This window comes from Rubrivirga marina (assembly GCF_002283365.1).
Taxonomy (GTDB): domain Bacteria; phylum Bacteroidota; class Rhodothermia; order Rhodothermales; family Rubricoccaceae; genus Rubrivirga; species Rubrivirga marina.
In genome coordinates this window covers 2,928,664-2,954,058 of record NZ_MQWD01000001.1, presented here as the reverse complement: position 1 = coordinate 2,954,058, position 25,395 = coordinate 2,928,664, and the positions used below count along the sequence as shown (strand labels likewise).

General features: G+C 70.7%; 22 protein-coding genes. 1 reads left to right on the top strand and 21 read right to left on the bottom strand.

Annotated features, from left to right (window positions below; translation table 11 throughout):
* From BSZ37_RS12290 to BSZ37_RS12230, 13 genes are all read right to left on the bottom strand, one after another.
* Complete coding sequence (locus BSZ37_RS12290; RefSeq protein ID WP_095510829.1) at positions 1-987, bottom strand: NAD-dependent epimerase/dehydratase family protein; 987 nt, start codon at positions 985-987, stop codon at positions 1-3.
* Positions 984-2,189 (bottom strand): glycosyltransferase family 4 protein, encoded by a 1,206-nt coding sequence (locus BSZ37_RS12285; RefSeq protein WP_095510828.1) that lies wholly within the window; start codon positions 2,187-2,189, stop codon positions 984-986. Before BSZ37_RS12285 ends, BSZ37_RS12290 begins: the two co-directional genes overlap by 4 nt.
* A complete protein-coding gene (locus tag BSZ37_RS12280) occupies positions 2,189-2,971 on the bottom strand; it encodes a sulfotransferase domain-containing protein (protein ID WP_095510827.1) in 783 nt (260 codons plus the stop codon). Before BSZ37_RS12280 ends, BSZ37_RS12285 begins: the two co-directional genes overlap by 1 nt.
* Entirely contained in the window at positions 2,971-3,855 is an 885-nt protein-coding gene (locus BSZ37_RS12275; RefSeq protein WP_095510826.1) for a sulfotransferase domain-containing protein, read from the bottom strand. Before BSZ37_RS12275 ends, BSZ37_RS12280 begins: the two co-directional genes overlap by 1 nt.
* The gene (locus BSZ37_RS12270; RefSeq protein ID WP_095510825.1) at positions 3,852-4,802 is read right to left on the bottom strand and encodes a hypothetical protein; all 951 of its coding nucleotides are present in this window, start codon (positions 4,800-4,802) and stop codon (positions 3,852-3,854) included. Before BSZ37_RS12270 ends, BSZ37_RS12275 begins: the two co-directional genes overlap by 4 nt.
* Positions 4,802-6,229, bottom strand: a complete 1,428-nt coding sequence (locus BSZ37_RS12265) for an MBOAT family O-acyltransferase (RefSeq protein WP_095510824.1) — start codon at positions 6,227-6,229, stop codon at positions 4,802-4,804. Before BSZ37_RS12265 ends, BSZ37_RS12270 begins: the two co-directional genes overlap by 1 nt.
* Positions 6,219-7,727, bottom strand: a complete 1,509-nt coding sequence (locus BSZ37_RS12260; protein WP_095510823.1) for an O-antigen polymerase — start codon at positions 7,725-7,727, stop codon at positions 6,219-6,221. Before BSZ37_RS12260 ends, BSZ37_RS12265 begins: the two co-directional genes overlap by 11 nt.
* Positions 7,728-7,749: 22 nt before the next feature.
* Positions 7,750-9,243 carry a lipopolysaccharide biosynthesis protein gene (locus tag BSZ37_RS12255; protein ID WP_179299609.1) on the bottom strand — a complete coding sequence of 498 codons (1,494 nt, stop codon included), beginning with the start codon at positions 9,241-9,243 and terminating at the stop codon, positions 7,750-7,752.
* Positions 9,240-10,160: a sulfotransferase family protein gene (locus tag BSZ37_RS12250; protein WP_095510821.1), complete on the bottom strand. Its 921-nt coding sequence runs from the start codon at positions 10,158-10,160 to the stop codon at positions 9,240-9,242. Before BSZ37_RS12250 ends, BSZ37_RS12255 begins: the two co-directional genes overlap by 4 nt.
* A gap of 57 nt (positions 10,161-10,217) precedes the next feature.
* On the bottom strand, positions 10,218-11,087 hold the full coding sequence (gene rfbA / locus BSZ37_RS12245; protein ID WP_095510820.1) for a glucose-1-phosphate thymidylyltransferase RfbA: 870 nt from the start codon (positions 11,085-11,087) through the stop codon (positions 10,218-10,220).
* Positions 11,084-12,103, bottom strand: a complete 1,020-nt coding sequence (gene rfbB, locus BSZ37_RS12240) for a dTDP-glucose 4,6-dehydratase (protein ID WP_095510819.1) — start codon at positions 12,101-12,103, stop codon at positions 11,084-11,086. Before rfbB ends, rfbA begins: the two co-directional genes overlap by 4 nt.
* A 2-nt stretch (positions 12,104-12,105) precedes the next feature.
* Positions 12,106-12,885 (bottom strand): SLBB domain-containing protein, encoded by a 780-nt coding sequence (locus BSZ37_RS12235; protein WP_095510818.1) that lies wholly within the window; start codon positions 12,883-12,885, stop codon positions 12,106-12,108.
* Positions 12,886-12,946: 61 nt separating this feature from the next.
* Complete coding sequence (locus tag BSZ37_RS12230; RefSeq protein ID WP_095510817.1) at positions 12,947-15,307, bottom strand: GumC family protein; 2,361 nt, start codon at positions 15,305-15,307, stop codon at positions 12,947-12,949.
* A 125-nt stretch (positions 15,308-15,432) separates the two neighbouring features.
* Here BSZ37_RS12230 and BSZ37_RS12225 point away from each other — a divergent pair, with 125 nt between their 5' ends.
* Positions 15,433-16,131 carry a metallophosphoesterase family protein gene (locus BSZ37_RS12225; protein ID WP_179299608.1) on the top strand — a complete coding sequence of 233 codons (699 nt, stop codon included), beginning with the start codon at positions 15,433-15,435 and terminating at the stop codon, positions 16,129-16,131.
* A gap of 18 nt (positions 16,132-16,149) precedes the next feature.
* Here the strand turns inward: BSZ37_RS12225 and gmd are convergent, their stop codons facing one another.
* From gmd to BSZ37_RS12185, 8 genes are all read right to left on the bottom strand, one after another.
* Positions 16,150-17,220, bottom strand: coding sequence for a GDP-mannose 4,6-dehydratase (gene gmd, locus BSZ37_RS12220; protein WP_095510815.1), 1,071 nt, complete (start codon positions 17,218-17,220; stop codon positions 16,150-16,152).
* The gene (locus BSZ37_RS12215; RefSeq protein ID WP_095510814.1) at positions 17,220-18,215 is read right to left on the bottom strand and encodes a GDP-L-fucose synthase family protein; all 996 of its coding nucleotides are present in this window, start codon (positions 18,213-18,215) and stop codon (positions 17,220-17,222) included. The genes gmd and BSZ37_RS12215 overlap by 1 nt, the downstream gene beginning before the upstream one ends.
* A 108-nt stretch (positions 18,216-18,323) precedes the next feature.
* A complete protein-coding gene (locus tag BSZ37_RS12210) occupies positions 18,324-19,688 on the bottom strand; it encodes an MFS transporter (protein WP_095510813.1) in 1,365 nt (454 codons plus the stop codon).
* A gap of 51 nt (positions 19,689-19,739) precedes the next feature.
* Entirely contained in the window at positions 19,740-21,035 is a 1,296-nt protein-coding gene (hemL, locus tag BSZ37_RS12205) for a glutamate-1-semialdehyde 2,1-aminomutase (protein ID WP_095510812.1), read from the bottom strand.
* The gene (hemG, locus tag BSZ37_RS12200) at positions 21,032-22,387 is read right to left on the bottom strand and encodes a protoporphyrinogen oxidase (protein ID WP_095510811.1); all 1,356 of its coding nucleotides are present in this window, start codon (positions 22,385-22,387) and stop codon (positions 21,032-21,034) included. Before hemG ends, hemL begins: the two co-directional genes overlap by 4 nt.
* A gap of 35 nt (positions 22,388-22,422) precedes the next feature.
* Entirely contained in the window at positions 22,423-23,454 is a 1,032-nt protein-coding gene (gene hemH, locus BSZ37_RS12195) for a ferrochelatase (RefSeq protein WP_095510810.1), read from the bottom strand.
* Between the two features lie 58 nt (positions 23,455-23,512).
* Positions 23,513-24,535, bottom strand: coding sequence for a uroporphyrinogen decarboxylase (hemE, locus tag BSZ37_RS12190; protein ID WP_095510809.1), 1,023 nt, complete (start codon positions 24,533-24,535; stop codon positions 23,513-23,515).
* Positions 24,536-24,602: 67 nt separating this feature from the next.
* The gene (locus tag BSZ37_RS12185; protein WP_095510808.1) at positions 24,603-25,394 is read right to left on the bottom strand and encodes a chlorite dismutase family protein; all 792 of its coding nucleotides are present in this window, start codon (positions 25,392-25,394) and stop codon (positions 24,603-24,605) included.
* Between the last annotated feature and the right edge of the window lies 1 nt (position 25,395).

The following is a 25,395-nucleotide window of genomic DNA, read 5'->3' as shown; positions in this document are numbered from 1 at the left end:
CTAGCGCTCCTCCTTCCCTGCCTGATACCAGGCGACGGTCTGGCGCACGCCCTCCTCGAACCCGTACGGCAGCGGCCCGCACACAGCTTCGGTCTCGCTCAGGTCGAGCACGTATTCGGTCAGGATGTTCCTCAGCCGGAACGAGTTGAACGGAAAGCTCCGCCAACCCACGGCGTTGATCACGTCGCCCACCTTGGCGAGCGCGCGGGCGGCGGGCAACGGGACCGTCGGGATCGGCCCGGCGTCGAGGCGTTCTGCCAGGCGGTTCGTGTAGGCCCGCAGCGAAAGGGGCTCGTAGTCGGCGAGGTAGAACGTCTTGCGGTGGATGGCACCGTCCGGCGCCGAGAGGAGCCGGAGGTACTGGTGAGCGATGTTACCCGCGTAGCTGTAGGACTTGTAGAGAGGCCCTTCTCCCGTATGGAAGTACCGCCCCTTCTCGATGTGGCGGAGCAAGTTTCGGTAGTGCGGCTTCATGTAGGGCCCCCAGACCGTCGTCGGGCGCGTGAGGCACCACGTCACCCCGCCACCCTTCTCCTCGCGGACAATTTCTTCCGTCCGCACCTTGCTCCGGCCGTAGACCGTTTTCGGGCTGTAATCCGTGTCGGAGGTCGGCTGATACCCGATCTGGCAGACGAGCTGTGACGACGTGTAAAGGACGCGCGTCACCGAGTCCGTGGCCCGCACGGCGTCGCACACGTTTCGGACGCCAACGGTGTTGGAGTCGTAGTCGTCAAGCGTCGCGGTCGGGTCGAGATCGGTCCGGGCGGCAAGGTGGACGACGGCGTCGGGTCGCTCGGCCTCCAGCACGGCGACGAGCGCCTCGGCGTCGCGGACGTCGACGACGTGCTTGCGATAGCGCTCTCGGCTCTGGGTAAGGTCGCGGCGGTCGAGGGCGATGACCTCGTGGCCCTCCTCGACCAAGAGGTGCGAGACCCACCGCCCGATGAGGCCGTCCGACCCGGTGACGAGAATGCGTGCGGGTGTCATGCGGTGGGGGCGGGCTCGGACTGCGTGGCGAGAGATGGCGAGCCCTTCAAGAGGCCCTCAAAGATCCGCTCCCAGACGTCGCTGTAGCGGGCGAGGCTAAACCGGGTGCGGACGCGCTGGACAGACCGCCCGGCGAGGAACTGACGGAGGACGTCGTTGCGAACGAGCACCTCGATCCCCTCCGCGATGGCGGTGGGGGCCGTGTCATCGAGGAACCGGGCCGTGCCCTCCCCCATCGTCGAGGGGATCTCGCCGACGGTGCTGGTGAGGATGGCGCAGCCGGCCGCCATCGCTTCGAGGAGCACGAGGGGCTGGGCTTCGACCGGGAACCGACTCGGGAAAACGAACACGTGTGCTGCGTCGAACAGCGCCTTCTTCTCGGCCCCCTGGGCGCCCGGGATCCATTCCACAGAGACCGATCCGCTGGCGTTGATCCGCCGAACCCGCTCGTCGATCCAGGCTGACTTGGCCTCGACGGTCGTAAACCGCGTGCAGTACGACGTGAAGGCGGGCGGGCCGCAGAGGACCGCCTCGACGCGCCGCCCGAGGTCGCGGTGGCTGAGCTGTTCGAGCGCCTCCAGGAACTCGGGGTACCCCTTCGACTCGACGAGCAGGCTGAGGTGGAGCAGCCGGATTGGCTCGCCCGGGGCCGGCGCCTGCTTCGCAGCGACCTCGGTGTCCGTCGCGGGCTCCAGTTCGCACGTGTTCTCGACGATCTCGACGCGGTCGGGGTCGAGCCCCCACTCGAGGAGGCGGGCCCGCTGGAGGGGCCCGAGGACCGTGATCACGTCGGCTGTGTGGAGGATGCGGAGGAACGCCCGGCCCTCGGGACCAGCAGGCGCCCAGCCCATGAACACGCTCCCGTGGAGCGAGACGACCTTCGGAATCGCAGGCCGGAGGCGGTCGATCATGCGCACCGGCCAGCCCATCTTCGCGAACGCCGCGCGGCTCTGCGGCAGGTTGACGTGGAGCACGGCCCCTCGCCGGACGGCCGAGAGCAACTGGCCCCAGCACCGCGCGACTTGGGCGAGGTACGTCGCGTAACGGCGAACACGGCCCGCGGTCCGGTCGAGCGCCGGGAACTCGACGGCATCGAACGTCCACCCGCGCGCCGCGAGGGTCTCCCGCAGGAGCGCCGTCGCGGCGTACTGGCCCGAGAAGCTGATCGGGCTGTCGTAGACAAGCGTGACGTGGCCCGGCATCAGTCGTAGAGGTCGAACGCGTAGCGGTCGCAGAGGGCCTCGTAGTGAGCGAGGGCCCGGTCGTCGAAGTGCTCCTGCCACTGCCCGGCCGTCCCCTTCCGCGCGAAGACGAAGGCGGGGTCGTGATTCTTGAACGACTCGGCGCTCGCCTTCTGCGCGTCGCGCATCCGCTGAAGGCTCGACTTCTCGAGGGCCGCCTCGATGGCCGCGGCGTCGCCCTCGATGCCGCAGAAGTCGCAGATCCCGCCGAAGGCCTCGATGGGCCGGCTCTTCAGGTCCTCGTAGCGCGTGACGAGCCCAGCCCGCGACTTCCACGAGGCGAAGTGCTTGAAGAACGCCTCCATGCCCATCTCCTCGTCGTAGATCAGGTCGTCGATGCCCCCCTCGAACGCCAACGTCCGTTTGGCCCGGGCGTAGTGGTAGAGGGAGACGACGATGTCGCGTGGGTCGCGGACCGTCAGCATCGTCGGGTGGGAGGCGAACAGGAGGGCCGAATGCGGGAGGTGGGTTTTGACGAGGCGCGGGCGCGGCGAAAACGCCCACGGGGTGAACATCGACGGGTTGCCGTACTCCGGCATGGCCGCGTTGACCTCGTCGAACGAGGCGGCCGAGGCGGATTCGCTCAACATGTTATAAAGAAAGAACCTCACCCAGGTACTACCGGTCTTTGGATAGAACGCCATCAGGATGTCCTCCCGATCCATCGTGAGGCGGCTCCGCCCGTAGAGCGCGAGCTTCTCGAGGACGTAGGCCGGGCGGGTCAGCTTGCGACGGTGCTGCATCAGGTCCAGAGGTCGGTCAGGTCGATCGACGCGGGTCGGTGGGCCTCGGGGAGTCCGGCGAGGACGGCCTCGGTCTCCTCAAGGTGGGGCCGGAAGCGGTTCTGGAGCGCGGTCCGCTGGGCGACGGTGAGCTCGGGCGGCGGCTCGGTGACGCGCGCCAGGAGCCGGTGCATCCGGTCGGTGACGCGCGCCAGCATGCGGCCCTCGGTCATCCGCTCCAACGCGATCACCGCCCGGTTCCGCGTGTTGACCTTCGGCCGGCGTGAGAGGCTGTCCGGCACGTGCTCCGCGTCGACGCCGACGTGCCGGTACACGCGGCGGACGACGGCGGCCGGATCGTCTCGGACCTCGTCGTGGAGCACCACGAGCAGGCTCTCCGGCCCGAACCGGTCGACGTACGGGCGGAGCTGCTGGCCGTAGAAGCCGCGGCGGACGAGCTCGTCGACGAACCGGTCGGGGTGGCGTTCGGGGAAGCCGGGCCGCTGGTCGAGGAAGAACGGCAGGACCGACGCGATGGGCGCGCTGGGCAACTGGTTCTTTCGGAGCGCCCAGAAGTACGCCGAGACGAGGCGGTCGACGGGGTTCCGCAAGAGCGCCACGAGGCGGGGCGACTCGACGTGCTCGGCGATGGCGGCCGGCGCCCCGGCGTCCAGGAGGTAGTCGACGGCCACCTCCCCGGCCACGTCACCCCCGTCCGCCTCGGGGAACCGGTCGAGGTACCAATCCCGCCCGTTCTCGCGGTACATCGGGCTCCCGATGTAGCCGTGCTCGATCTTCGTGGACGGCAGGACGACCTCGGGGTGATCGCGGAGGCAGTAGTACAGCCACGACGTGGCGCACTTCTGCGCGCCGAGGACGAAGAACCGGAGGTCAGGCGTGCTCACGGATCGACAGGGACGTCGGGAGACGGCGGGACGGCGGCGGGCGGGACAGCGACCGCGGGGTCGAACAACCCGTCCTCGAAAAGCCGGGGCGCCAGGAGGCGGGCACCACGGTAGTTCAGGTGGACGCGGTCGGCGAAGGCCGTCACGTCGGTGACCGCCTGGGAATAGTCCCAGATCGGGACGCCTCCGACGCCGTCGCTCACGGCGTCCACCCACGCGTCGTACGTCGTCATCTTCGAGCGGAACGCGGGCAGGTACGGCCCGACCACGAGGCGGACCGGGATCCGCCGCTCCCCGCAAAAGGCGATCATCCGGCCGAGGGCCGCGAGGTTCTCCGGCCGGAGGCGCGTCTCGGCGACCTCCTGGCGTTCGGCGGCAGCGACGAGAGCGGGCGAGATCTTGTACCGGTTGATGGTCCCCTGGTCAGACGCACCCGCGGCCAGCGAACGGTAGAGCATCTCCCCGTTGTAGTTGTAGAGGCCGAGCAGTCGCCGGGCCGTCGCGACGCGCGGCGGGAGCGTCTGCGACAGGTACGTCCGGAGCCGCTCGGACTCGGCCGCGAACGGGAAGAAGTCGCGGACCTGATCGTCGTCGGCGCCGACGCCGGTCACCTCGATCACCACAAGCTCCGGGTCCGGGTTGCGATCGACGTAGTCGTAGAGCACCACCTCAGAGAGCTCCGTCGACATCCCGTTGTAGCTCGCGTTGAAGACGGGCACGTTGAGGAGCCCGGCCAGCGTCGGCTGGTGGAAGGTGTTGAGGGCGCGCGAGTTGCCGAGAATGAGGACGCCGCCCGGCGCCTCGCCGCGGTACAGCACGGCGAACCGGTTTCCCGTCGACATCACGGCCGCGTGGAGGCCCGCCGCCAGCGCTCGGTCGCCCGCGACGACGAGCGCGACCAGCGCCAGCCCCCACCCGATCCGCTTCCAGAGCTCGCTGGCGGCCATCAGAACTGGAAGTAGATGAACTGGCCCCCGTCGAACGTGCCGAACAGGAAGATCACCCATAGGGCCGACGCGAAGGCCAGTGTTCGAGCGACCGGCCGCTCCAGTACGAGCGACGGGAGCACGACGGTCTTGCTCCACAGCTCGGCCACCACGAGAACGCCGATGAGCAGGGAGCCCTTGAGCACGACCACCTTGAGCTGGACGTCGGCGAGGCTGAGCCGGTCGATCGACGCGATCCGCGTGATGACCTCCACAGAGGTCGAGAAGGTCGGGCTCCGGAAGAAGATCCAGGCGAAGCACGTGAGCGCGAACACCGCCGCGACCTGGAACCCGCCCGCGACGGCGCCGGGCAACCTCAGCCGCTCGACGAGGCGGCCGAAGCCGGGACCGAGGAGGCGCTGGACGACGAGGTAGAGCCCGTGGAGGAAGCCCCAAAACACGAAGTTCCAGCTCGCTCCGTGCCACAGCCCGCCCAGGAGCATCGTGACCATCAGGTTCCGGTACGTCGCGAGCGTCCCGCCGCGGTTGCCGCCGAGCGGGATGTACAAGTAGTCCCGGAGCCAACTCGAGAGCGAGATGTGCCAGCGCGTCCAGAACTCGCTGAAGCTCTTCGAGAAGTACGGCGTGTCGAAGTTGACGCCGAAGTCGTAGCCGAGCATCCGCGCCAGCCCGATCGCGATGTCGGAGTAGCCCGAGAAGTCGCAGTAGATCTGGAAGGCGTAGAACACGACCCCAATGAGCACGCTCAGCGGCGTGAACGCCTCCGGCGCGTCGAACACGCGGTCGACGAACGGGGCCAGCGAGTCGGCCACGGCCACCTTCTTGACGTAGCCCAGGAGCACCTGCCCGAGACCGAGGAGGAACCCGCTCCACAGGAACGGGTGGTCGCGGCGGAGCTGCGGCAGGAGGAGGCTCGCCCGGACGATAGGCCCCGCGACCAGCTGGGGAAAGAACGCGACGTAGGTCGCGAACCGGAGCAGGTTCCGCTCGGCCTCGATGCTCCCGCGGTACAGGTCGATCGAGTAGCTCAGCGTCTGGAACGTGTAGAACGAGATCCCGACCGGCAGGATCACGGCCAGGAACGCCGGCGACTCGCTGAACCCGAAGAACCCCGTCGCGCGGTAGACCGAGTCGAGGAAGAAGTTGAAGTACTTGAAGACGGCCAGCAGCCCGAGGTTGCTCACGAGGCTGAGCGTGAGCCAGGCCTTCTTGGCCCGCTGCGCCTCGGCCCCCGCGATCTTGAGCCCGACGACGTAGTCGATCCCGGTCGAAAGCGCGATGAGCCCCAGGAAGCGCCAGTCCCACCACCCGTAGAACAGGTAGCTCCCGGCGAGGCAGACCACGAGCCGGGCCGTCCCGCGCGTCGCGAAGTACGCCGCGAAGAAGAGCGGGAGGAAGAGGAGGAACGGGACGCTGTTAAACAGCATGCGGCACGAACCTCCGACGCACCCGGACGAACAGCACGATGGCGATGAGGGGCACCGCCGCCACCATGAGCGCCACCATCATCTGGCTGAACCCACCCGTCACCGTCGTCCACCCGACCGGGATGACGGTGACGGCGTACAGCGTGGCGCCGGCGGTGTGGTGGAGGACCGGCTTGAAGGCCTCGTACACCCACCGCATCCCGACCCCCAGAAGGAACGGCACGAGGACGATCCCAAGGATCCCGAAGTTGAGATAGGCCTCGGCGATCATCCCTGGCGGCACGCCCGCGTACCGCATATTGAAGATGTTCTGGCCGATCAACGGGCCAGCCCCGAGCGGGGGCTTATTGAGCCAGACGGTCCGGGGGATCGGCATGAACGCCCACGCGGCGTACGACTCGCCGTACTGATACGGAAGCTGCTCCGGGACGCCCTCGATGATGTGGGCCGTCTTCGTGAGGTCCATGAAGTGCCGCCCGCCGACCGTCGTCTCGAGCAGCGCCTGCGCCCCAAACACGGAGCCGGCATCCGACAGGTCTCCCTGCCTCGGCCGGAGCGCGGTCAGGATGAGGAGGAGCGCGAGGATGCCGACCGACCCGCCTACGAGCACCGTCTTCGGGATCCCACCCCGCGTGCACCGCCAGATCACGAGGGCCTGGATGAGCACCATCAGCACCTTCGTCCGGCTGCTGTTGAAGAACGGGAAGACCACCGCCATGAGCACGAGCGCGACGATGACCGCCCCCTCGACGAGCCCGAGGCGGGTCCGCTTGGTGAGCGCCCAGGCGAGAACGAAGAGGAACACGGGGCCGGTCACGGACGCCCCCCAGCGGTAGTAGCCCAGCGCGCTCCGCGCGTACTCGGCCCCCTCGACCGTGTAGAACCGCTTGCGCGAGAAGTCCTCGATCACGCCCGTCAGCCCCAGCTTGCTGAGGTAGAGCGACATCGACACGAGGGCGATCGTGAGCGCGGCGGCGGCCACGAGCAGGATCCGCCAGCGGCTCCACGCCTCCGTGGCAAAGAGTCGGGACCGTGCGAGACGAGGCGCGGGGACCTGGAACAGGTAGCCGGCTGCGAACGCCAGCAGGCCGAACAGGACGAGCGCCACCGCATTGACCAGGAAGGCCGGCTCGAGCCGGTTCAACAGGAGAAAGTCGCGCGCGGCCTCCGGGCCGAATGCCAACCACGCCGGCTTGAGTGTCACCCCGATGGCCGTCGCCAGCATCACAAAGCTGATCGGCTCGACGATCTCGTAGTCCGGCTTGAGCATCGGAACCGAGAGGAGCACCAGGAGGCAGGCACCGCCGGCCGCCCCCAGCAGCGCGTAGTCGACGGACCCGTGGAGAACGAGCGAGGCGCCGGCCAAGACGAAGGCGACCGCGACGACGGCCAGCCCGCCCCCGATCAGCGCCCGACGGGCGCCTGTCAGGCGGTCGCGGCGGCGCGCGGCGGCGCGGCGGCGACTCGGAGCCCGGAGACTGGGGGGATGGGGGAGCATCCGAGAGAACGCCGGAGGCGGGTCAGCCCGAACGGCGGCCGATCCCGGGAAGCTGACGGGTCAGCTTCGAGAGATCGGCGCGGTCGAGGACGGGCCGTCCGGGCCAGAGGAGGAGGACGAGCGGGAAAGCTACGCACAGCCCCAGTTTTGCTAGGATTGCGAGTATGGAGCCTCCGTGCAGGGGCAGCGCCAGCGCCGCGACGGCGAGCGCGGTCGCGACCGCTGCGGCGATGGCCAGCGCTCGCCACTCGGGTCGAACCGGGTACCCTCGTCGGGCGAACGCGAACGACGACAGGGTCGCGGCGAGATAGCCTGCGATCGTGGCCGCCGCCGCGCCGACAATCCCCAGGGCTGGGATCAGAAGGAGGTTGGCGACTACGTTGACGACCAGCCCGAGCCCGGTCGAGGTCGAGATGTGCCGCGTCTGCTTCACGAGGAACAGGGGCAGCATAAAGAACTGGTTCGCCGCGTGGAAGACGTGGGCTACGACGACGAGCCGGAGGATCAGAACCGCCCCGGCGTATTCGCGGTTGGCGACAACCGCGATGATCTCGTCGGCGAAGACGAACAAGCCGAGCGCGAGGAACAGCGTGAGGATCGAGATGGCCGAGAACGTGCGCGCGTACTCTGCGGAGCCGCCCTCCCCCTCACCGGTCCGGAAGAATCGCGCGAGCCACGCGTTCGAGATCGCGATGCTGACCATCGTCAGGACCGTCGCCATCTGGTAGCCGACGCCGTAGACGCCGAGGGCGTCGAGGCTCACCTGCGCCTCCAAAATGAGCCGGTCGGCGAACGTGATGCCCCAGACGAACACGAGGTGAGGGAGGAGCACGATCGAGTAGCGGAACGCCTCGCGGAGGCGCCCGAACGTCGGCCGCCAGCGGGCCGGCGCGTTGACGATCACGGCCGAGGCGAGCGCCCACACGCCGTACCCGACGATCTCGCCCCAGATCACGCCCTCGACGCCCCACCCGAACCCCGCGACGAACAAGACCACGGCGGCGGTCACGGAGACGATCTGGACGATCGAGAACGCGCTGTGGGCCATGGGCTCCTGGCGCACGATGTAGCGCATCAGCGGGATCGTCCCGATCCCTTGAAGGGCGGCGTCGGCGACGGCCAGGACGATGAGCGACGTCGCGATCTGCGACCCGATGACCTGCCCCCAGATCGGGGCCGTGCCCATGAGCAGCGCCGCGAGCCCGACGGCGGCGGCCGTGACGGTCCACCAGATGCCCGCCGTGAACCGGTCCGCCTCGAAGACGTCGTCGAACTCGACGTAATAACGTTTGACGGCTTGGCCCAGGCCGAGCGGGAAGACACGCGCGAGGGCGTACGACACAGCCTGGAGGAAGACCACGATCCCGACCTCGGCCAGCGTCAGGTAGTGGACGTAGAACGGGACGAGGAGGAACTTGGCGACTTTCGCCAAGAGCGCCCCGCCGACGTAGATCGCCGACGCCATCCCCATCCGCTTGCCGCCCTTGCCCGCCGTGGCGGTTGTGCTCGCGCTCACGACTCGGTCGCCTCGGCAGGCTCGTCGGCGGTCCGCCATGCCGGCCGAGGCCGGCCGGTCCACACCTCGACGAGTTCGACGTCGGCCTCGAACCGCGGCAGAAGCTCCGCCCGGAGCGAGGGGTGGAGCGGCTCGTAGTCGAGCTCGGTCGAGAGGCCGCGCTCGACGGCCCGCTGCGCCCGCCCGAGCGGCTGGCGGACCGCGTCGGGCAGGCGCGCGCCCACCGTCGCCCGCGCCCACTCGCCGAGGCGCCGGAGGGCCGGGAAGCGCGGCACCCGCTGGACGTTGAACCGCCGGCCGAGCGTCGGTGGGCGGAACGTCGGGTCGACCCCGATGTGTCGCTGGATTCGGGTGAGCGCCGAGGCCGGGTCGGCGTCTAGGTCTTCTTTCGCGACGACCAGGAGTTGGTCACGGCCGAAGTGGGCGAGGTAGCGCTCGACGGTGTCGGCGTAATGGCTGGCGGCCTCGTAGTACCGGGCGCGCGGGTGGCCGGAGGCGACGAGGTCGGCGAACGGGCCGGGGTCCCAGCCCGCCTTCCGCTCCTGCCAATAGTGCGAGTACATCCGGTCGACCGGGTCGCGGACCATCAGCACCAGGCGGACGTCGGGGGCGTTGGAATGGATCAGGTCGGGCGCGTCGGGCGCCACGCAGTACACCGTCGAGGCCTCGCCTCGACTCGAGCCCGGAGCGGCGTGGGCAAACAGGCCGTCGTACCACTCGCTCCCCCGGTCGTAGGTCCCCGCGCGCGGCATCTGGTCGTTGACCTCGCCCCGCGCGAGCCCTCCCCCCTGCCGGGTGAAGAACCGCGGCTCCTTGACCGACGCCATCGTCACCTCGGGGTGCGCGTCGAGGTAGTGCCAGAGCGCGGTCGTCCCGCACTTCGGCGCGCCGAGGATCAGGAAGTCAGGGGTCGGCACGGGGCGGAGACACGGGACCGGCGGGCGCTCAAGGTCGCAACAGTCGCCCGTCCGACGTTACGACGATGCCGCGAGGGCGAGGACGTAGTCGCGGTAGGCGTTCGGGGCGAGCCTCTCCCCGAGCGCCGCGAGGTCGGCGCGGTCGATGAACCCCTGCCGGTACGCGATCTCCTCGGGGCACGCGATCATCAGCCCCTGGCGGGCCTGGACCGAATGGACGAACGCCGAGGCGTCGAGCAGCGACTCGTGCGTCCCGGCATCGAGCCACGCCACACCCCGGCCCATCACCTCGACCTCGAGCGTGCCCACCTCGAGATAGTGGCGGTTAACGTCGGTGATCTCGAGCTCGCCGCGCGCCGACGGCTTGAGATCCGCGGCCACGTCTACGACGTCGGGGCCGTAGGCGTAGAGCCCGGCGACGGCGAGGTTGGACCGGGGCGCGGCCGGCTTCTCCTCGATGCCGACCGCCCGCCCGTCCGCGTCGACCTCGACGACGCCATAGCGCCGCGGGTCACGGACCGGGTACGCGAAGATCCGGGCCCCGTCTGTGACGGTCGCCGCACGCTGGAGTTGGTTCGAGAGGCCGCTCCCATAGAGCACGTTGTCGCCGAGGATCATCATGACCGGCGACCCATCAAGGAAGTCGGCGCCGATGCGAAACGCGTCCGCCAGCCCACGAGGCTCGTCTTGCTGCCGATACGACAGCGCGATCCCCCACTGCGACCCGTCACCGAGGAGGTGCCGGAAGGACGGGAGCGCCTCAGGCGTCGAAATGACGAGGACGTCCCGGATCCCCGCGAGCATCAGCGTGCTCAGCGGGTAGTACACCATGGGCTTGTCGTAGACCGGCAGCAGCTGCTTGCTGACAGCGACCGTCGCCGGGTGCAGGCGGGTCCCATGGCCGCCGGCGAGGAGGATGCCTTTCACGTGGGGGCGTGGTTGCGGTGGAGGACTGCGTCGATCCAGTCCTGGTGACCGAGGTACCAGTCGACGGTGGCCTCGAGCCCGGACCGGAGCGACTGCCGAGGCGACCACCCGATCCCCCCGATCTTGGTCGTGTCGACGGCGTAGCGCCGATCGTGCCCTGGACGGTCCGCCACGAACTCGATGAGGTCAGCGTGCGGGGCGCCGTCGGGCCGGCGGTCGTCGAGGATGGCGCAGAGTGTGTTGACGAGGGTGAGGTTGTCCACCTCGGCGTTCCCGCCGACGTTGTAGGTCTCGCCGAGGGCGCCCCGATCGATGACAGCCCAGATCGCATCGCAGTGGTCGCCCACGTAGAGCCAATCTCGGACGTTGCCACCGTCGCCGTAGACCGGGATCGGCTCGCCCGCGACGGCGCGCTGGATGACGACCGGGATCAGCTTCTCGGGGTACTGCCGCGGGCCGTAGTTGTTGGAGCAGTTCGTGATCGTCACCGGCAAGCCATACGTCCGGGCGTAGGCGCGGACGAGGTGGTCGGACCCTGCCTTCGAGGCCGAGTACGGCGACGACGGCGCGTAGGGCGTCCGCTCCGTGAACGCCGGGTCGTCGGGACCGAGGTCGCCATAGACTTCGTCCGTCGAGACGTGGTGGAACCGGACGCCCTCCGCCTCACGACACGCGTCGAGGAGCGCCTGCGTGCCCAGCACGTTGGTCTCGACGAACGCGCTCGGCCCCGTGATCGACCGGTCCACGTGCGATTCGGCCGCCAGGTGGACCACGAGGCGGACCCCGTGCTCCTGGATAAGCCGGCGAACGAGCGCCCCGTCGCGGACGTCGCCCTCAACGAACGTGTGTCGGTCGGGCTCAGGGAGGTCGCGGAGGTTCTCCAGAGAGCCAGCGTAGGTCAGCGCGTCGAGCGAGACGACGGGGGCCCCCGGCCGGCGCTCCAGTGCCGATCGCACGAAGGCAGACCCGATGAAGCCGGCGGCGCCAGTGACGAGGATCCCAGTCGGAGAAGGCATCTCTAGTCGGCCGAGAGGACGCGGTAGAGTTGGACGGCCGCGATCACGCCTGAGGTCACGACGCCGGCAGCTGTCAGGACGTCGCGCCGGCTCCAGCCCTCCTTGATTCGGGTCTCGACCTCAATCACGTCCCCGTCCTGGAGAGCCGGTGCCGGACCGCCGAGGAACGATTGGAGCGTCTCGCGATAGTCGGGCTCCTCACCACCGCCCGTCCGAAAGATCCGGACCGTCGTCGTCCGTTCGGCGCTGGACTCGAGGGGGTCCAGGCGGGGGCCCCCGGCGAGCGCGAGCGCGTCGCGCGACGAGAACGTCGGGCCGACCTCGTACGTCCCGGGCCGGAGCACGGAGCCGATCACGGCCACGCGCGCCACGCCCTCGGCCTCGACCGCGATCACGTCGCCGTACTCGATGTCGGGCGCCGCGGGATCGGCCACGAACCGGTCGACGGTCGTCTCGTAGACGGGCTCCGTCTGGCCGGCGCGGAAGAGGCGAAGCATGAGTTCGGGGTCACCTTCGAGGGGCGTCCGCTCGCTCGTCACGCCAGCCATGCTCAAGACGCCGCCCAGGTCGAAGTCGGGTCCGACATCGTAGACGCCGGGACGGAGCACGCGGCCCCAGACGTAGACGCGCGTCACGGGCTGGCCCGGGAGCGCGTTGTAGAAGTACCCACCGGGCGTGGCCTCGCGGCCCTCCACGAGCCCGAGCACGCCACGCTCGTCGGTCGGCTGTGCCGACGCGACCACCGAGGCGGCGAGAAAAACGAGAACGGCGAGACGGCGCATGGCTCGGACGCGTCGGCCGCGCGAACGACCGGGGGTGGGGGGACGAAGACGGACGCCGAGGCTAGGCCTCCGTGACCTTGCTGCTGCCGTAGCCGTAGGAGCTGCCGTAGCGGTACGCGTACTTGTACCGATAGCCGTAGGCTTGGCGGACGTCGAACGCGTTGAGCACGAGCCCGCTCGGCTTCGTCCCAACGTCGGCGAGGGCCGTCATGGCCGACTGGAGCTCGAAGTCCTTCGTCTCGCCGGCCCGCGCGATCACGAGCGTCGCGTCGCACTGGGTCGAGAGGAGGACGGCGTCGGTGGCGGCCAGGATCGGCGGGGCGTCGAAGATGATGATGTCGAACTTCGAACGCATGTCCTCGATCAAGTCGCGCATCCGGCGTGACCCGATGAGCTCCGACGGGTTCGGCGCGATCGAGCCGGCCGGGAGGACGTAGAGATCGTCGGCGAGTCGGTCGAGCGCGTCGGGGTTGATCTCGTCGTCGGTGAACAGCTCCTGGACGAGGCCGGGCTCACGCGGGATGCCGAGCTTCTTGTGGACCGTCGGCCGGCGGAGGTCGGAGTCGACGAGAAGCACACGGCGGCCGGCCTGCGCGAACACGACGGCGAGGTTCGACGACGTGACCGACTTGCCCTCGCCCGGGTTCGCGCTCGTCACGAGGATCGTCTGGACGACGACATCGGGCCGGCTGAACTGGATGTTGGTCCGGAGCGCGCGGTACGACTCGCTGGCCGTCGCCATCGGGTTGAGGAGCGACACGACGTGGGTGTCGACCATCCGGCCGTTGACCTCGGCGGCCTCGGCGCCGCCGTACTCCTCCTTGACCAGGGTGTCGGTGCTCGGGACCGTCCCGATGACCGGGAAGCCCAGCTTGCCGAGGTCGTCGGGCGTGTGGATGCGGTGGTCGAGCTTGACCCGGCCGATGGCGAGGAGCCCTCCGAACACGAGGCCGCAAAGCAGTGCGAGGACCGTGTTGCGGACACGGAGCGGCGAGAACGCACGAGTGGGCGGGAACGCCGGGCGGATCACCCGGGCGTAGCCCAGTTGCGACTGTTCGGCGACGCGGGCCTGCTGGAGGTTCTGCTCGAGGGCGCCGTAGAGCGTCTCGGCGGCGCGGCGGTCCCGCTCGAGCTGGGCCAGCTCGATCGACTGCTCGGGGACGCTCGACAGCTCGCCCTCATACTGGCCGAGACGCGCCCCCACCTGGCGGACTTCGGCCTCGAGACCTCGGACGGCGACGCGCGCCGCCGAGATCTGCGAACGGAGCTCGGCCGCGCGTGAGAAGCCCGAGGCCTGGTCGTTCGGGCCGGTGCTGGAGGCGAGCGACTGCTCCGAGAGCGCCCGCGCGATCCGGTCCTGTTCGGACTCGGCCCGCTGCAGCTCGCTACGGAGCCGGGCGATGTTGGCCGGCGGATTCGGGTTCGTCCGGAGGGCCGGGTTCTGACTGTAGAACGTCTCGAGCTCGCCGCGGAGCTGCTGGATCTGCTCGCGGACCGTCACGAGCTGCCCGTCGAGGTTCGACGAGAGGCGGTCGCCGAGTTGGCCTTCGAGGCGGGCGAGCTCGCCTTGGAGCGCCGCCAGCTCGGCCCGTTTCGTCTGGAGGTTGACGGACGCCTGGTCGCGGCGGGCGTCGAGCGTGGCGATCTGGTCGACGAGCCGGGTCGTCTCCTCCTGGAGCGCGACGGCCCCTTCCTGGAGCATGTAGTCCTCGACGGCCGCGTCGGCTTCGCGGAGGCGCTCGTTCTGGGTCTCGACTTGGTCCTCCAGGAACTCGCGCGAAGCGGACGCGCTGGACCGGCTCTGGTCCTGCGTGAGGTCGGCGAAGGCCTCGGAGAAGGCGTTGGCGATGAGCGCGGCCTCGGCGGGGTCGGTGCTCACGGCGTTGACGCGGATGGCGTCGGCGCCGCCCGTCTCCATCGACGAGTTGATGTACTCCTTCTGGAGCCGGAAGGCCACTTCCTCGACGGTCAGCGGCGTGGCGGGGTCGTCGTCGTTCAGGATCGAAAGCGGCCGCTCGGTGCCGGGCACCCTGCCGGCCTCCATGAGACGCCGCGCCACGCTCTCCGCCAACTCCGTCGACTGGTCGAGCACGAGAAGCTCGTTGCTCAGATTCCGCTCCTGTCGCCAGAACGCCGTCGGCACCTGCTCCGGGAGCACGTCGGCGAGGTCCGTGTCCGTCTTGTCGACGAGCAGGATCGAGTACGCGCGGTACTTCGACGGGCTCACGATCGAATAGAGGACGACCGGGACCGCCAGCGCGAGCATCGTCGCGAGGATGATCCACTTCCCGCGGAGCAAGATGTCGAGCAAGGCCCGGAGGTCGAGGCCGTCCTGATCACCGTAGTAGAACGGCTCCTCCCCCCGATAGGGCGCGCCGGGGGAGGTGCGATCCGTTACCGTCGGATACGGGAGTTCGGGCATGGTCGGAGGAGGCCTTATAACGGGAGGAGGCTCTGCGAATATAGGCCGTTGCCCTCAACCGCGATGTGGCCCCGGCGTGGGCTGCGGGAACGACAGGTAACTTCATCCGCCCGCGTCCCCCCACCGTGCGCCTCGCCGTCCTCTCCGACATCCACGCCAACCTGCCGGCTCTCCGCAAGGCGATGCAGGTGGCCGAGGCGCGCGGGGCCGACGTCCTCGTCAACCTCGGCGACGTCGTCGGGTACGGGCCGGATCCGGTCGAGTGCCTCGACGTCGTGCGGCGCGAGTTCGCGATCAACATCCTCGGCAACCACGACGCGGCGGTCGCTGGCGAGTTGGACAAGGCCATCCCGCCCGACGGCCAGGCGGCCATCGAGCTCCACCGGACGGTCCTCGACCCGGACCGGCTCGATTGGCTGGCGTCACTCCCCTACGCCGTCGAGGCCCACGGCGCGACGTTCGTCCACGCGGCGCCGGACGAGCCGGAAAAGTGGCCCCGCCTCGAATCGCTCCGCGACACGCAGCGCCAGTTCAGGGCGTTCGACACCGACATCTGCTTTATCGGCCACTCGCACCGGCAGGCCATCGTGTCCGACACGATCGGCGTGTTCCGCGTGCGGCCGGGCCACCGCTTCCTCGTCAACGTCGGGAGCGTAGGGCAACCCCGCGACCGCGACCCGCGGCTGGGGTTCGCGCTCTTCGACACGGACGCGTTCGCCGTCCAGCTCGTCCGCGACCACTACGACCACGCGAAGACCGAGGCGGCCATCCTGAAGGCCGGCCTGCCGGCGCGACTGGCGGCCCGCCTCCGCGCCGGTGCGTAGCCGGCGCGGAGCGCCGGCCTAGGCCACCTCGGGCTGGACGTGGGCGAGGGCGAGGTCGGACTGGACCATCTCGGCGGCGAGGTCCTCGACCGTGACGCTCGGCGTCCACCCGAGCTCGCGCTCGGCTTTCGACGGGTCGCCAAGCAGTTGCTCGACCTCCGTCGGCCGGTAGTACCGCGGGTCGACGCGGACGACGACGGCGTCGGTGTCCTCGCGGATGCCGATCTCCTCCTCGTTCTCGCCCTCCCACCGGACCGCGATGCCGGCGGCCTTGAAGGCCATCTCGCAGAAGTGGCGAACGGTCGTCATCTCGCCCGTCGCGAGCACCCAGTCGTCCGGCGTGTCGTGCTGGAGGATGCGCCACATGCCCTCGACGTAGTCGCGGGCGTGGCCCCAGTCACGCTGGGCGTCGAGGTTGCCGAGGTAGACCGTGTCCTGGAGCCCGAGGGAGATCCGGGCGGCGGCCCGCGTGATCTTCCGCGTCACGAACGTCTCGCCGCGGCGCGGGCTCTCATGGTTAAACAGGATCCCATTCGAGGCGAACATGCCGTACGCCTCGCGGTAGTTGACGGTGATCCAGTAGCCGTACAGCTTGGCGACGCCGTACGGAGAGCGCGGGTAGAACGGCGTCGTCTCGCTCTGCGGAACTTCCTGGACCTTCCCGTAGAGCTCGCTCGTGGAGGCTTGGTAGAACCGGCACGTCTCCTCGAGGCCGAGGATCCGGATGGCCTCCAGGAGGCGGAGCGTGCCGATCGCGTCCGCGTTGGCCGTGTACTCCGGCGTCTCGAAGCTGACCGCCACGTGGCTCTGCGCCGCGAGGTTGTAGATCTCGTCGGGCTGGATCTCCTGGACGAGCCGGATGAGGTTCGTCGAGTCGGTGAGGTCGCCGTAGTGGAGCCGGAACCGGACGTCGTCCTCGTGGGGGTCCTGGTAGAGGTGGTTCACTCGCTCCGTGTTGAACGACGAGGCGCGGCGCTTGACGCCATGGACCTCGTAGCCCTTGGCGAGCAAGAGCTCCGACAGGTACGACCCGTCCTGGCCGGTCACTCCGGTGATGAGGGCGCGGGGGCGGCGAGAGGATTCGGACATTAAGCGGCGGCCTCCGTTGAGGCGTGGGTGTCGAGGTACCAGGCGTAGGTGGACGCGATGCCCTCGCGGAGGCCCACCGAGGCGGACCACCCGAGGTCGCGGAGGCGGCTCACGTCGAGGAGCTTGCGCGGCGTCCCGTCGGGCTTGTCGGCGTCCCACTCGATGGGGCTCTCCGACCCGACGACGTCGCGGATGAGCTCGGCCAGCTGGCGGATCGAGAGGTCCTCCCCTACCCCGACGTTGAGGAGCCCGTCCGGCGCGGCGGCGCGGATGTCCGCCTCGGGGAGCCGGAGGACGAAGGCGATGGCGTCAGCGAGGTCGTCGGCGTGGAGGAACTCGCGCTTGGGCGAGCCGGTGCCCCAGAGAGTCACGGGCGCGTCAGAGCCGTCAGGCGCGGCGCCCTTGGCCTTGTGGAACCGGCGGAGGAGGGCCGGCAACACGTGGCTCGTCGCGAGGTCGAAGTTGTCGCCCGGACCGTACATGTTCGTCGGCATCAGGCTGACCGTGTCGTCACCGTGCTGACGGTGGAGGCCCTCGGCGATCTCGATGCCCGCGATCTTGGCGATCGCGTACGGCCGGTTCGTCGGCTCCAACGGGCCAGTCAGGAGGTGCTCCTCCTTCATCGGCTGGGGCGCCATCTTGGGGTAGATGCACGACGAGCCGAGGAACACGACGCGCCCGGTCTCGCCAAGGCCGGCCTCGTGGGCGGCCGTCATCACCTGGTAGGCGATGGCGAGGTTGTCGTTGATGAAGTCGGCCGGATAGTCGCGATTGGCGAGGATCCCGCCGACCTTGGCCGCGGCGAGCACGACGTGCGTCGGCCGCTCGGCCTCGAAAAACCGGCGGACGGCCGCGCCGTCTCGGAGGTCGAGCTCGGCGCTCGTCCGCGTGACCATCTCCACGCCGTCGGCGGCGAGGCGGCGGACGACGGCGGAGCCGACGAGGCCACGGTGCCCGGCGACGAAGACGCGGGACTCGGGGGTGAGGGCGGGCATGTCCGGGGAGAGAGGGCGCGTCGTGAAACTACGCCGGGGGCGAAAACGGGTGAACGATATCGCCGGCCTCGGCGTGAAGCTTGAACGGACCGCCGCCCGGGCCGCCCCTCACACCGCCCGAGGCGTGAGGAGCCAGCGCGCGAGGGCGCTCAGCGCCACCGCGCCCACGGCGATCACCCCGAACCCCATCCGGTACCCCCCGACCGTCGTCGCGGCCGAGGTCGCCAGTGAGGCCAGCGTCGCGGCCCCGACGAGCTGTCCGATGCTGAGGAAGATGGTCGAGAGCCCCTGGGCGACGGCCCGCTCGTCGGCGCCGGCCTCGGCGAGGAGGATGTAGGCCAGCGACGACCCGAGGATGCCCGACAGCCCGAGCCCGAGCACGACCGTCCCGACGAGGTGGATGGCCAGCGAGGGCGCGAGCGAGACGGCGCCCATCCCCGCCGCCACGAGGAGCGTTGCGACCGTCACGACGGGCCGCGCGCCGACGCGGTCGAGCAGCCGCCCCGCCACCGGCGCCCCGACCGTGACGCCGGCCACGAGCAGCAGCAGCAGGTACGACGCCGTCGAGCCCTCGACGCCGAACGCAGACACGGCGTACGACGAGAGTAGGACGAATGTCGCCTCCACGATCCCGGCCCCTACGGCGAGCGCGCACGCAGCCTGAACCGGTCGCCTCGACACGAGACCGGGCCGAAGGAGCGGGGCCTCGGCCCGCCTCTCAACCCGAACCAGAACGGGCACGAGCGCCGCAGCCAGCACCAGCGGCCCCCACACGACCGACTCCGCCAGGGCCTCCGTAAACGACGACGCGTCGAGCCCACTCAGACCGACGACGAGCGCGGCCAGGAGCGCCGTCAGCGTGACGATCCCGGCCGCGTCGAACGGCCGCGGCTCGGGCGCCCGCGACTCGGGAAGCGTCCGCGCGCTCAGGACCCACACGACGAGCGCGAGCGGAAGGGAGAGCGCGAACAACCACCGCCAGCTCGCGACGGCGAGGAGGACCCCGCCGACCGCGGGCCCGATCAGGAACGCGATCCCGAACACGGCACCGAGCATCCCGACAGCCCGGCCTCGACGCTCCGGAGGGTACGCGTCCCCGATCACGGCCGTCGCCACGGGGAAGATGCCCGACGCACCGAACCCTTGAATCACTCGCCCCACCAGCAGCACGCCGAACGACGGCGCGAGGGCAACCACGAGCGTCCCCACCGCGAACAGGGCGACGTCCGTCAGGTACACCCGCCGCCGCCCCACGCGATCGGCGAGCGCGGCCATCACGGGGAGGCCGGCGAGGTTGGCGAGGACGAAGGCCGTGAACGTCCACGCGACGGCCCGCTCCGTGAGCCCGAACGCCTCCCGGAGCGCTGGCAGCGCGGGCCCGACGACGGCGATGTCGAGCGCGGCCAGGAGCGTCCCGAGGAACAGGACGCCGAGGAGCCGGCGCGGTGGGTCTGAATGCACGGTCTCGGACATGGGTCGGTCCGCCTCGGCGGCCCGGTCAGGGGGCGGCCGAGGCGGGCGGGGCTAGAGCGCGGCGAAGGCGGAGCGGAACGCCTCGGCCGCCTCGGCGACGACCTCGGGCGTGTGGGCGCTCGACGTGAAGCAGGCCTCGAACGGAGACGGCGGCAGGTACACGCCGCGGTCGAGCAGCAGCCGGTGGAGCCGCGCGAACGCGGCCTTGTCGCTCCGCGCGGCGCTCGCGTAGTCGGTCACCGGCTCGTCGGTCAGGAAGAAACCGAACATGGCGCCCACGGCGTCGGTGACGACCGGGACGCCCGCGGCGTCGGCGGCCCGCTGGATGGCGTCGGCCGTCTCGCGCGCGGCGTCGGCGGCGCGCTGCCAGGCCCCGCTCGCCTCGACCTCGCGGAGGAGCGCGAGCCCGGCGGCCATCGCGAGCGGGTTGCCGGAGAGCGTGCCGGCCTGGTAGACCGGCCCGTCGGGCGCCATCATCTGCATGACGTCGGCCCGCCCGCCGTAGGCGCCGACGGGGAGCCCGCCGCCGATGACCTTGCCAAGGATCGTCACATCGGGCTGGATGCCGAACAGCGCCTGCGCGCCGCCGGGGTGCACGCGGAAGCCGACCATCACCTCGTCGAACACGAGGAGCGCGCCGTGCTCGGTCGCCAGTTCGCGGAGCAGCTCCAGGAACCCGTCGCGCGGGCGGACGAGCCCCATGTTGCCGGCGATCGGCTCGACCAGGACGGCGGCGATCTCGTCACCCTCACGCCCAAACAACTCGCGGACCGCAGCTTCGTCGTTGAACGGGACCACGAGCGTGTCGGCCGTGACGGCGGCCGGGACGCCGGGCGAGTCAGGTAGGCCGAGCGTGGCGACGCCGCTGCCGGCCTTGGCCAGCAGGAGGTCGGCGTGGCCGTGGTAGTGGCCCTCGAACTTGACCACCTTGTTCCTCCCCGTGAACCCGCGCGCGGCTCGGACGGCGCTCATCGCCCCCTCGGTCCCCGAGTTGACGAACCGGAGCCGCTCCATCGACGGGTAGATCCGCTGGATCATCTCGGCGAGGTCGACCTCAAGCGGGCTCGGCGCGCCGTAGCTCGTCCCCTTCCGGGCCTGCTCCGCGACGGCGGACACGACCGCCTCGGGCGCGTGGCCGAGCAGGAGCGGACCGAACGACATCACGTAGTCGATGTACCGGTTGCCGTCGACGTCTTCGAGGTAGGCCCCCTCCCCCCTCTCGATGAACCGCGGCGTGCCGCCCACGGACTTGAAGGCGCGGACGGGCGACGAGACGCCGCCGGGCATGAGGGCCTGGGCCTCGGCGAAGAGCGCTTCGGAGCGAGCGGTGGAGAGCGTGTCGGTCATGGGTCGAGGGAGTCGAGGATCTGGTCGGCGGCGGCCTCGGCGCCCGCGATCACGTCGGGCAGGCCGATGCCGCGGAGGGCGGCGCCGGCGAGGGCGAGCCGCGGGTGGCGGGCGGTGGCGGCGTCGAGGGCGGCCACGCGGTCGAGGTGGCCCATCGTGTAGCGTGGCGACGCGCCCCGCCAACGGTGGGCGAGCGAAAAGACGGGCGTGCCGCGGAGGCCGATCCGCTGGCGGAGATGGTCCACGGCGGCGGAGATCATGTCGTCGTCGGCCGCGTCGACCATCGAGGGGCGGAGAAATACGCGGACGAGGTCGTGCCCGTCGGGAGCGGTCCCGAGGTGCTTCCGGGAGTGGAGGGTGACGGCCTGGACCCGTCCGCCCTCGGCGCTCGGGACGAGCCACCCGGAAACGTCGGGGACGTCGGCGTCCGCCGTTCGGAAGCCGACGAACGCGGCGGCAGCGTCGCCCATCGGGATGGCGGCGAGCGGGTCGGCGAGGTCGGTGTCGAGCGGTCGGAGCACGCGGGCCGCGGCCGGCGCCGGCAGGGCCACGAGGAGCGCCCGCGCCGATCGGTCCGTGCCGTCCCCGAGGCGGGCCCGGTAGCCGTCCCCGTCCGCCTCCGTGGCCACGACCGGGGACTCGGTCTCGATGGCGACGCCCCGCTCGTGCAGCGCGTCCGCCAGGGCGTCGACCAGCCGCTCCATTCCGCCCACGGGGCGGGCGAACGCCGGTCCGGCCGCGGCCGTCGGGCCGGACGAGCGCCAGCGGAGGAGGCCACCCTCCCGCTCCCGCTCGTGGAGGTGCGGGAGCGTCGCGCGCAGCGAGATCTCGCGCTCGGCGCCGTAGAGCCCGCCCAGCAGCGGCTCGATCAGCCCCTCCCACGCCCCGCGCCCGAAGCGGCGGACGGCGAACGCCTCGAGGCTCTCGTCGGCGTCGTCGCGGCGGGGCGGGACGAGCGGCTCGGCGACGGCACGGAGCCGGGCGGCGAGCGGGATGGCGGGCGTCGTGAGGAGCGGCCCGGCCTGGCCCGGGACGAGTCCGCTGAGGCCGGCCGGCAGCGGGTGCAGCCGTCCGTTCCGCTGGATCATCGCGCCGCCGTGCGGGGGCCGCGTCTCGACGCCCAGCCGCTCCGCCAGCCGGACGGCCCCCGGCTTCCGCGTGAGGAAGTTGTCGGGCCCGACCTCGGCCTCGAAGCCGTCTCGGCAGACGGTCCGCACGATCCCTCCGAGGCGGCCCGTGGCTTCGAGCAGCCGGACGCTCCGCCCGGCCTCGGCCAGCCGGAGGGCCGCCGCGAGGCCGGCCACGCCGCCGCCGAGGACGAGCACGTCGGGTCGGTCGGAAGGCGTCGGCATGGTCGGCCTCGGTCCCGAGGCGGGGGGAGTCGAGGCTAGACGGGCGAGGCCGTCCCCTCGGGCATCGGCATCGACGGCGCGCCGGCCGAGGCGGCGCGGACGTCGGAGTCGATCCAGCCCTCCTCGGCGGCCCGGCCCTCGACCAGCTCCGCGAGAAGCCTCGTGAACCGGGCGTCGTCGTTGAGCGACGGCGGCCGGACGAGCGTCACGCCCATCGCCTTCGCCGCTTTCTGGGCCTCGATGTCGATGTCGTACAGGATCTCGACGTGGTCGCTCACGAAGCCGATGGCCAAGCTCACGACCTTGTCGACGCCGCGCTCCTCGTGGAGCGTCGGGATGTGGTCCTCGAGTTGGGGCCCGAGCCACGGCTCCGGGCTCCGGCCCTCCGACTGGTAGCTCCAGCTCCACTGGTCCTCGCGGAGCCCCGCGCGCTCGGCGATGAGCCGGGCCGTCGTCCAGAGCTGGTCCTGGTAGGGGTCGCCCTCACGCAAGATCCGGACGGGCAGGCTGTGGGCCGAGAGCACGACGTGGACGTCGTCCCGCTCGTCCTCCGGGAACTGCTCGACGGCCTCGCGGACGCGCGCGGCGAACGCCTCGATCAAGAGGTCGGCGTCGTAGTAGGCGTCGACCGTCGCGAAGTCGATGTCGCCCCGGTAGAGCTCCAGCCCGGCCTGGATCTTGGCCTGGTACTTCGCGATCGACATCGACGAGAAGTGCGGGGCGAGCACGATCGCGACGGCCCGCTCGATCCCGTCGTCGATCATCTGGCCGACCGTCTCCTCGATCCAGGGCGACCAGTGGCGCATGCCGAGGTAGGCCTTGAACCGCTCGGGCTCGCCGGGCGGGTTCAGCTGCGCCATGGCCCCCTCGACCTGCGCCTTCGTGAGCCCCATGATGGGCGACTTGCCACCGATTTGGCGGTAGTTGTTGGTGATCTCGTCGAGCACGGCCGTCGTCGTCGGCCGGCCGTGGCGGATGTCGGAGAGGTAGCCTGGGATCTCGTCGAGCGACTCCGGCCCGCCGTAGGCCATGAAGAGGACGCCGATGGGCTTCTGGGGATCGGGCATGGGAGGGGATCGTCAGGGGGCGGTCCGCCTCGAGACCGAGGCGGGGAGGGTCGGGGCGCTAGCGGGACGTCCGCTCGTGGACGTAGTCGGCGAGGCGGGCGACGGCGTCCGGCGGCGTGCTCGGCACGAGCCCGTGGCCCGTATTGAACACGTAGCCCGTGGCCGGCGCCTCCGAGAGAACGCGGTCGGCCTGCGCCTTGAGCTCGCGCCAGGGCGCCTGGAGGAGGTACGGGTCGAGGTTGCCCTGGAGCGGCTTCCCACCGACCCGCTCGCGGGCCTCGACGAGCGACGGCCCGGAGTCGACCCCGATGGCATCCCCGCCCGCCTCGGCGACGGCGTCGAGGTGGCCGGCCGTGCCCGTCGTGAAGTGGACGACCGGGAGGCCCGTCCGCTGCGCGATGCCGATGAGCTTTTTCGTGTAGGGCGCCGCGTAGCGCTCGTAGTCGTAGCGCGAGAGCGCGCCAGCCCAGGAGTCGAACACCTGGAGGGCATCCGCGCCGGCCTTCGCCTGCTCCGTCAAAAAGCTGCCGGCGACGGTCACCAGCTTGTCCATGAGCCGGGCCCACGCCGCGGGCTCGGTGTACATGAACACCCGCGTCTTCTCGTACTTCTTCGACCCGCCGCCCTCGATGGCGTACGCCGCCAGCGTGAACGGCGCGCCCGCGAAGCCGAGGACCGGGATGCCCTTCGGCTCCAGCTCGGCCTTGACGAGGCGGATCGCCTCAGGCGTCCACGGCATCGTCTCGCCGGCCGGCGGCGTCGCCAGCATGTCGACGTCGCGCGTCGTGTCGATCGGGTTCTCGATGACCGGCCCGACGCCCTTCTCGAAGTGGAGCCCGAGACCCATCGTCTGGAGCGGCGGGAGGAGGTCCGAGTAAATGACGGCCGCGTCGAGGTCGAACCGGCGGATCGGCTGGAGCGTGATCTCGGCCGCGATCTCCGGCGTCTTGACCATCGTCAGGAAGTCGTGGTCCTTGCGGATGGCGCGGTACTCGGGGAGGTAGCGGCCGGCCTGCCGCATGAACCACACGGGCGTGGCGTCGACGGGCTCGCCGCGGAGGGCGTTCAGGAAGCGGGACATGCGGTCGGTCGGGGGGACGGGTCGGTCCGCCTCGGGGCCGAGGCGGAGGGGGATCGGCGGAGGTCGGCTAGTGGCCCGAGCCTTCGTGGCTGAGGGCCCAGGCGTAGGGCCCAGCGCTCTGCCAGACGGCGCGGCCGACGAAGAAGGGCCCGAGGCGCTCGAGAAACTCGGCCGTGTGGCGCGTGCCCCGCATCCGCTGGACCACTTTCGAGAGCGGATACAGATCCTTGCCCACGAGGCCGGCGATGAAGTCGCTGTCGTTCTCGTCCATCCCGTGGCACGCGAGGCGGACGTCGTGGGCGAGGTCGCTCTCGCCGAAGGCGCGACCGATGCCACCGTGCTCCATGAGCATCCGGCGCTGCTCCTCGCGCGGCTCGCGCTCGAACCGCCCGCCCCGGCGGAGCGGGTACCACACGGCCCACGGCCAGGCGGGGTTCGTCATCGTCTTGACCGGCCGGGCGACGAGCGCGCCCAGCAGGTCTGTCTCGTAGCCGATCGAGTACGTCCGCCCGAACATGGTCAGTTCGGGGCGCGGCGTGAGCGCGGCGAACGGCTCGGAGAGCAGGAGGTCGCGGCCGGCCTCGACGAAGAAGTCGTCGCTCTCGCTGAACGTGACGACGGCGACGCCCTGCGGGTCCTGCGCGCTCTGGTAGACCACGCCGCCCACGCCGGCCGCCTCGGCGGCCTGCCCGAGGCGGGCCGGGTCGGCGCAGCCGGTGTAGGCGTGGAGCTGGACGAGGAGGCGCCGGTCGAGCGACTGCGGCGCGCCGTCGGCGGTCTTGCCGCGCTCGGCGAGGTCGAGGCCGGAGCGCTCCGCCGGCTCGGCGCTCGGCGGCGGGGTCGTGAGGTCGAGAGCCATC

Excerpts from the sequence above, each read along its gene's own strand:
- BSZ37_RS12290 (WP_095510829.1), bottom strand. The coding sequence starts at position 987 with ATGACACCCGCACGCATTCTCGTCACCGGGTCGGACGGCCTCATCGGG.
- BSZ37_RS12285 (WP_095510828.1), bottom strand. The coding sequence starts at position 2,189 with ATGCCGGGCCACGTCACGCTTGTCTACGACAGCCCGATCAGCTTCTCG.
- BSZ37_RS12280 (WP_095510827.1), bottom strand. The coding sequence starts at position 2,971 with ATGCAGCACCGTCGCAAGCTGACCCGCCCGGCCTACGTCCTCGAGAAG.
- BSZ37_RS12270 (WP_095510825.1), bottom strand. The coding sequence starts at position 4,802 with ATGGCCGCCAGCGAGCTCTGGAAGCGGATCGGGTGGGGGCTGGCGCTG.
- BSZ37_RS12265 (WP_095510824.1), bottom strand. The coding sequence starts at position 6,229 with ATGCTGTTTAACAGCGTCCCGTTCCTCCTCTTCCTCCCGCTCTTCTTC.
- BSZ37_RS12260 (WP_095510823.1), bottom strand. The coding sequence starts at position 7,727 with ATGCTCCCCCATCCCCCCAGTCTCCGGGCTCCGAGTCGCCGCCGCGCC.
- rfbB (WP_095510819.1), bottom strand. The coding sequence starts at position 12,103 with ATGCCTTCTCCGACTGGGATCCTCGTCACTGGCGCCGCCGGCTTCATC.
- BSZ37_RS12235 (WP_095510818.1), bottom strand. The coding sequence starts at position 12,885 with ATGCGCCGTCTCGCCGTTCTCGTTTTTCTCGCCGCCTCGGTGGTCGCG.
- BSZ37_RS12230 (WP_095510817.1), bottom strand. The coding sequence starts at position 15,307 with ATGCCCGAACTCCCGTATCCGACGGTAACGGATCGCACCTCCCCCGGC.
- gmd (WP_095510815.1), bottom strand. The coding sequence starts at position 17,220 with ATGTCCGAATCCTCTCGCCGCCCCCGCGCCCTCATCACCGGAGTGACC.
- BSZ37_RS12215 (WP_095510814.1), bottom strand. The coding sequence starts at position 18,215 with ATGCCCGCCCTCACCCCCGAGTCCCGCGTCTTCGTCGCCGGGCACCGT.
- BSZ37_RS12210 (WP_095510813.1), bottom strand. The coding sequence starts at position 19,688 with ATGTCCGAGACCGTGCATTCAGACCCACCGCGCCGGCTCCTCGGCGTC.
- hemL (WP_095510812.1), bottom strand. The coding sequence starts at position 21,035 with ATGACCGACACGCTCTCCACCGCTCGCTCCGAAGCGCTCTTCGCCGAG.
- hemG (WP_095510811.1), bottom strand. The coding sequence starts at position 22,387 with ATGCCGACGCCTTCCGACCGACCCGACGTGCTCGTCCTCGGCGGCGGC.
- hemH (WP_095510810.1), bottom strand. The coding sequence starts at position 23,454 with ATGCCCGATCCCCAGAAGCCCATCGGCGTCCTCTTCATGGCCTACGGC.
- hemE (WP_095510809.1), bottom strand. The coding sequence starts at position 24,535 with ATGTCCCGCTTCCTGAACGCCCTCCGCGGCGAGCCCGTCGACGCCACG.
- BSZ37_RS12185 (WP_095510808.1), bottom strand. The coding sequence starts at position 25,394 with ATGGCTCTCGACCTCACGACCCCGCCGCCGAGCGCCGAGCCGGCGGAG.